Origin of the sequence: Mycobacterium sp. shizuoka-1, from assembly GCF_002723835.1 — a bacterium.
GTDB lineage: Bacteria > Actinomycetota > Actinomycetes > Mycobacteriales > Mycobacteriaceae > Mycobacterium.
This window is the reverse complement of record NZ_BEWG01000055.1, coordinates 68,631-74,835: the sequence shown is the minus strand read 5'-3', so window position 1 is coordinate 74,835 and position 6,205 is coordinate 68,631. Positions and strand designations below refer to the sequence as shown.

At 67.5% G+C, this 6,205-nt stretch carries 5 protein-coding genes; 2 read left to right on the top strand and 3 right to left on the bottom strand.

The annotated features are described in order from the left end of the window. Positions 1-33: 33 nt before the first annotated feature. Both MSZK_RS32075 and usfY read right to left on the bottom strand, forming a co-directional pair. Entirely contained in the window at positions 34-2,406 is a 2,373-nt protein-coding gene (locus MSZK_RS32075) for an IniB N-terminal domain-containing protein (RefSeq protein WP_142389944.1), read from the bottom strand. 411 nt (positions 2,407-2,817) lie between these two features. Further along, positions 2,818-3,129, bottom strand: a complete 312-nt coding sequence (gene usfY / locus MSZK_RS16390) for a protein UsfY (protein WP_099249565.1) — start codon at positions 3,127-3,129, stop codon at positions 2,818-2,820. Positions 3,130-3,264: 135 nt separating this feature from the next. On the opposite strand from usfY, the gene MSZK_RS16385 reads away from it, so the two are divergent. Together MSZK_RS16385 and MSZK_RS16380 are read left to right on the top strand one after the other, a co-directional pair. Next, the gene (locus tag MSZK_RS16385) at positions 3,265-3,975 is read left to right on the top strand and encodes a hypothetical protein (protein WP_099249563.1); all 711 of its coding nucleotides are present in this window, start codon (positions 3,265-3,267) and stop codon (positions 3,973-3,975) included. Beyond that, on the top strand, positions 3,968-4,702 hold the full coding sequence (locus MSZK_RS16380; protein WP_142389943.1) for a hypothetical protein: 735 nt from the start codon (positions 3,968-3,970) through the stop codon (positions 4,700-4,702). The genes MSZK_RS16385 and MSZK_RS16380 overlap by 8 nt, the downstream gene beginning before the upstream one ends. A gap of 159 nt (positions 4,703-4,861) precedes the next feature. Here MSZK_RS16380 and MSZK_RS16375 read toward each other — a convergent pair whose 3' ends face one another. After that, positions 4,862-6,130: an Ig-like domain-containing protein gene (locus tag MSZK_RS16375; protein WP_199203367.1), complete on the bottom strand. Its 1,269-nt coding sequence runs from the start codon at positions 6,128-6,130 to the stop codon at positions 4,862-4,864. Positions 6,131-6,205 lie beyond the last annotated feature (75 nt).

Here is a 6,205-nt window from a genome sequence, read left to right as displayed (position 1 = left end):
ACGGTCCCCGCCGACTTGTGTCAGGTCTTCGGATCAGAAGCCCATGTGCTGATCGAACTGGTTGTGCGACGACACATCGGCACTCGCCTGGCTGTGCGACGGCGTTGCGTCGTGGCCGGCGTCAAACAGCGAGTGACTGGAGTAGTCGGTGGCTGCGTGAGCGGACTGATCGAAGGCCGAATGATCCGGCGTCGTAGTCGCCGCGGCATGACTCGACGAGTCGATCCCCGCATGCTGGTCGACGGTGGCCGAGTCGTGCGTGGCGCCGACCGACGTTGCGCCACCGGCATTGGCGCTGCCGTGCGTGTCGGTGATCACCGACGAGCCGCTCGATCCCGCGGTCACCGAACCGCCCGCGGCGGTCGAGCCGCCGGTGTGGATGACGCTGCCCTGCGGCGACGTCGCCGCTGAACCGGATGTCGTCGCGGTGGCGCCGGTGTTGACCGTGCCATGTCCGCCGAGGGCTGCGGAGTCGTGCCCGAGGAAGGCGGTCTGACCGCCAAAAGCGTTCTGGAAGGCGCCGTTTCCGCCCGCGGACACATGGTCGGACGATGCGCCCCCGCTCGCCGCACCCGCTGCCTGCATGGAGTCGTGGACGTTGAGGTTCGCCGCCTCGTGGTTGAGGAAGCCTGCGCTGCCGGACCCGCTGGCGCCACCAGTGAATCCGGTGTGGCCGGTGATTCCGGCGCCACCGGTGATTCCGGTGTGGCCGCCCGCGTTCGCCTCCACTGTCGAGGCCGCTTCGGCACTGGTGTGGCCGCCGACGCTCGCCTGGCCGCCGAAGGCACCGCCGAGATTGGCTTGACCCCCGAATCCGCCGCCGAGATTGGTCTGGCCGCCGAATCCGCCGCCCAGGTTGGTCTGGCCGCCGAGTGCGGCACCGTCGTCGTGCAGGAAGCTCACGGCCGCAGTGTTACTCGCTGCTGCCTGTGCGCTTGCGGTCGCGCCACCTAGCGGAGCGGCAAAGCCGGCAGCCGTCGAAGTGTTCATCGCGGTGTTGCCGACCGCCGTCAGGCCGCCGCCACCCAGGCCGACCGCTCCGCCGCCGGCCGCCGCAGATTGGGTACCGACACTGGCACCACCGAGCGGACTGCTGAACCCGACGTTGGAGTTGCTGGTGAAGTTCGCGCTTTCCTGCGCGCTCAAGCCCGTCCCGACGTTGGCGCCACCGCCTGCGCTGGTCGTACCGCTGAGGGTGGCGCGGCGCTCGGCGTCGGCTTCGCCGTTGGCGTCGATCACGCGCGCCCGGTCGCCGGCGTGCGCGCCGCCATCAAACTGTGCTCCACCCTGAGCGCCAAAACCGCTGTGCGCTTGGATGTTCGAGCCACCGGCGACTTGCGCGCCGCCCCCGGCGCCGACCGCACCACCGAGGCCGGCACCAAAGCCACCACCCAGCTCGGCACCACCACCAGCACCGAAGCCCGTGCCCAGACCGATTCCGCTGTGACCACCCACCTCGGCACCGCCACCGAACTCAGCGCCCAACTCCGAATTGAACCCGCCACCAAGCTCCGCACCCGCACCGCCACCGGCACCAACCGAGCCACCGAGTCCACCGCCCAGGCCGGCACCAAAGCCACCACCCAGCTCGGCACCACCACCCGCACCGAAACCGGTACCGAAGCCCGTGCCCAGACCAACCCCGGTCTGGCCACCTAATTCAGCGCCACCGCCAGCGTGGAAGCCCGCACCGATCTCGGCTCCGAGGCCGGCCTCGAACCCACCGCCGAGCTCAGCACCACCACCGGCACCGAAGCCGCCACCCAGCCCGGTGCCGAAGCCCGTGCCGATCCCGGTGCCCAGACCGACACCGGTCTGCCCGCCGAGTTCAGCGCCACCGCCGATTTCGGCACCCATGCCGGCGTGGAAACCGGCTTCCATCTCGACGCCCAATCCGGCCTGGAACCCGCCGCCAAGCTCAGCACCACCACCGGCACCGAAGCCGCCACCGAGCCCGGTGCCGAGGCCGACCCCGGTCGCGCCACCCACTGCGGCTCCGCCACCGAGTTCAGCGCCGAGTCCGGCACCAATGCTCTCGCCCAGGCCCAGGCCGATGCCGTTGCCCACGGCGGCAGCCAGGGATGTACCGCCGTCGACACCGAGGTCCAGCGCCTGGTTTCCGATCACGTCCGCAGCCACCGCGGGTGCCGACAGCACGCCCGGCACGATGCCCTCGACCGGCGCGAAGCCGAACTGATTGGAAACCGCCTGCGCCAGGCCGGAGACCGGGTCGCCGCCGACGAGTTGCAGTCCTGGCACGGCCGATGCCGCGACGGACTGAATCTGCTCAGGGGTGACGTCAGCCAGCCCCGCGTTCGCCAGCGCCGCGTTGGGGTCCGCCACGAATGTCTGCGCGGCGGATTCGTTGTTGAACAAGTCAAGGATGAATTGGAGCAGGGAGTCCATTGGGAGTTCCTTCCTAATCTCTTCAGAAAGCTCGATCGCCGGCCCCGCCCGGTGATTACTAGCCACGGTATGAAGAACCCGCACACCCTGAAATGGGGCACGGTCCCCTACCCGGTACATGCAGTACCGGGATATCCCAGCAATCCCCGTTAGGGGATTAGGGGATCGCCAGGACGCCTACCGCGACTTCGCAGAACACTGTCAGTCGGATCGGTATAGATACTGTTCACAGCCATAAATTTGAGCAACGGCAAAATGTGAACTGATTCACAACCGTGACCTGTAAATTGACATGCTGGTAATTATCAGCAAACGAGTTGTCGCTGAAATGGCACGTCGGGCCCCATTCAGCAGCGCGCACGACATCCGCGCACCCGACCCGCCCGGGTGCGCGGATCGCGCGGACGCCCGTTACGCGGCGCCGCGCCGGTGCGCGTGGTCGGGGTGTTCGGCCAACCAGCGACGCTCGACCCGTACCACCCGGTGATGCTCGGCCATGATCAGCAGAGCGCCCACGATGAGTAGGCCCGCCGCCACCGAACCGAGCATCATCAGCAGCTCGTGGTGGTTGTACGCCAGGGCGGCGATGATGCCGGCCAGGCCGATCACGCCAAGAGCGATGAGAAACAGCCCGGGCAGCCACAGCGTGTCGATGAACGATTCACCGGCATGCGGTTGTGTTGTTCGGGAGTGATCCACCGGATCGCGATATGCACCCTTCATCGCGTCTCCCTTCTCGAGACCCCCTCAGGCTACCCCAGATTGTGAGCCAGATCACAGCTGAGTTCAGGGTGATAAAAGCCTGAGATTTACCTGAGCGTCAGATAGCATCGCAGCAGATCTCCGGGGGGTGTCGTTATGGACCGGTCAGCACGCACGCGGGAGCGCATCCCGCGCCTCACCCCTATTGCCGCATCGACACTGATCGCCATCAGTCTGGTGTCCGCGCCGCCGGCGACAGCCGCGATCAGCCACCATGCCGCCGTCGCGCCGGCGCAGACGATCGCCGTCGAGCTCACCAGCACTGCTCGACGGGTGGACACAGCGTTCACGACACCGGTTCCGTCGGCGACCGCGTCCGGCCCGACTGTCGACAATCTGGCCAAGGTGGCGCTGCTGATCGCGTTGACCCCCGTCTGGTATGCGGCTTTCCCGGTCACGTTGCCTGCGACGTTGGTGCTCACCTATTTCGTCGCGGTGGCGGTCTCGTGCATCGGCGGTTGCGGCAAGGACATCGACCCCGCCGGCACGCTTGCGCTGGGACTGGGTGCATGGGCGCTCGGCCCCATCGATCGGATCCAGGATGCGGTCAAAAAGCTTGTCCCGAAGCCGGTTTCAACGAAGAACGCCCAGCAGACGACATCCGCGGCGCGACCCGCGGCAACCGGAGTCACGCCCGCGCAGGGTCGTCCCACCACGCACGGCGTGGCGCACTCGCGACGCACCGCCGGCGAGAAACCGGCGGCGCAGCAGACCATAGCGAAACAGTCGAAGGCATCCGCAGCCACCAAGCACACCGGAACGGCCGGCTCGGCCCGGGGCCTTTACAAGGGGGTATCACGTGGATAAGGCGCGTCTCACCGCACCTCGCCTCGCCGGGGCGTGCGTGGCAGCGATCGTCTCTCTCGGTCTGGTGCAGGTCCCCCACGGTGCCGAACCGGCATCCACGCGGACGGTCTTCGCATCAGCGATCGAATTGCGCTCCAGCGTCAGCGAATTGGCTCCCGCGGTACATTCCGCGGCGGTCAGCGAACAAAGCCGCCGCGCGGCGGTGGCACCGCGGGCAATGGCCGCGCTCCCGGATCCCGAGACCGTGGTCACGTCGGTCGCCATTGCGGGCGCCGCGCTCGTACTACCCCCGCTGTGGTACATCGCCACGCCCGTCACGCTGCCGGTGAGTTTCGCCGTCGCCGCCTTCGCCTACACCGCGTTTTCCATGGTCGGTTACTTCCCGATCCCTGCCCCGGTGTTCATCCTCGGTGCGGGCCTGCTGGGATGGGGGGTGGGCCCGCTCGCGGTGGCCACGGGCGCGCTCCTGATCGTCGCGAAGAGACTGACTCCGGCTGCCGCGGCGGCCGATTCGACACGATCGGCCGCCTCGACCTTCACCACACGATCGGCGGGCGATACCCACCGCGCGACACGAGGCCTGGCCAGCTCCCGACGGGATGCGATCACCGACCGGAAGCCGGCATCGCATCGAAGCGCCAAGAGCACCCCGAAACCCCACAGCGACAGCAAGAAACGCACAGGAACCGCCGGCTCGGCCCGCGGCAACGCGAAGCCCAGAACCTAGTGTCCTGAGTCATTAGTTCGCCAACCCCGAGAATCGCCCGAATCGGCCCCCTTCACGCGCCGAACGTGGGTGTTGTCGTTGATTTTTCGATCGATCGTCAACGACAACCCGCACGCTCGGCGGTTGGGGCCACTGCGAACGAACTAATGACTCACGACACTAGGGTTTGGGCGTCAGCGCGCTGCCCTTGAGCCACTCGCCCCACGGCAGCGACCAGTCGCCGTTCTGCCAGATCTCCAGTCCAGGACCCCCGGTGTTCTTGACCTCGACCACGTCCCCGGGCTGGGAGAAGTCGTAGAACCACGCCGCGTTCTCGCTGTTGAGGTTGAGGCAACCGTGCGAGACGTTGGTGTTGCCCTGGGCCCAACGGGTTTCGTTGAGCTGGTGCAGATAGATGCCGTCGGTGCTGATCCGGGTGGCATACGGGATCTTGACCTTGTAGCCCATCGACGAGGCGACCGGAAGCCCGTAGGTGGAGGAATCCATCGTCACCGACTCGGCCTTGTCGATCACCGTGTAGACCCCCGGCGGTGTCCAGAACGAGAACGTGCGGCCGGCAATGGTCTGGTAACCGCCCTGCCCCATCGACGTCGGCATCGCGCGCACCAGCTTGCCGTTGTCGAACACGCTGACCGTCTTGGTGACGTCGTCGGCTATCGAGACGTGGGCATCGCCAATGGTGAAGGTGGCCTTGGCGTTTTCGTCACCGTAGAGTCCGTCGCCGAGGCGCAGCCCGAAGATGTTGGCTGCCACCGACACCGTGGTACCCGGGCTGTAGTACTTCGCGGGCCGCCAGTGCGCGGTCTTGTCGTCTACCCAGTACCAGGAGCCCTGCACCGGCGGGTTGGTGGTCACCACCAGGTTGCGTTCGGCGGCGGCCTTGTCGGCGATCCGCTCGTCGAATCGCGCCGCGATGATGGTGCCGATGCCATAGCGCATCTCTTCGTGTATCGGCAGGCCACCCGGCGTCTCGAGGTACACCTGGGTCAGGTTGTCCGGCGACGCGGTCGCGAAGGTCGAGGTCCGTGCCAGCGGCACGCCGCCGGCACCGAGGCTGGCCACCTGCATGGTGTAGGTGCGCCCGTACTTCAGCGGCGTGGTCGGCTGCCACGATGTCCCATCCGGGGACAGGGCGCCGGTCAGGGTGTTGCCGTAGTCGTCGACCAGCGAGACGTTCGTCAGGCGGCCGCCGAGCACCTGGGCGGCCACCCGGCTCAACGGGCTCAGGTCCGCTGACCCGCTCGCCGGCGAGACACCCAACACCGGCGGCTTCGGCGGAGCCGGTGGCAACTGCGCCTGCGCGATGGCTGTGGCGGTCTTGCAGCCGGCCCGGCACCCGGGGAGCCCGGCGACGTCGCTGACCAGGACGCCCAGGAGGAACACTCCCACCACCAGGCCGACCGTGCGCGCACGACGGGAAAAGACCACCGAGAATCACTCCAGAATCAGTCGACGATGAGTTGCCGGCGTCACCATTGACGCCTGAGATCATAGACGCCCGCG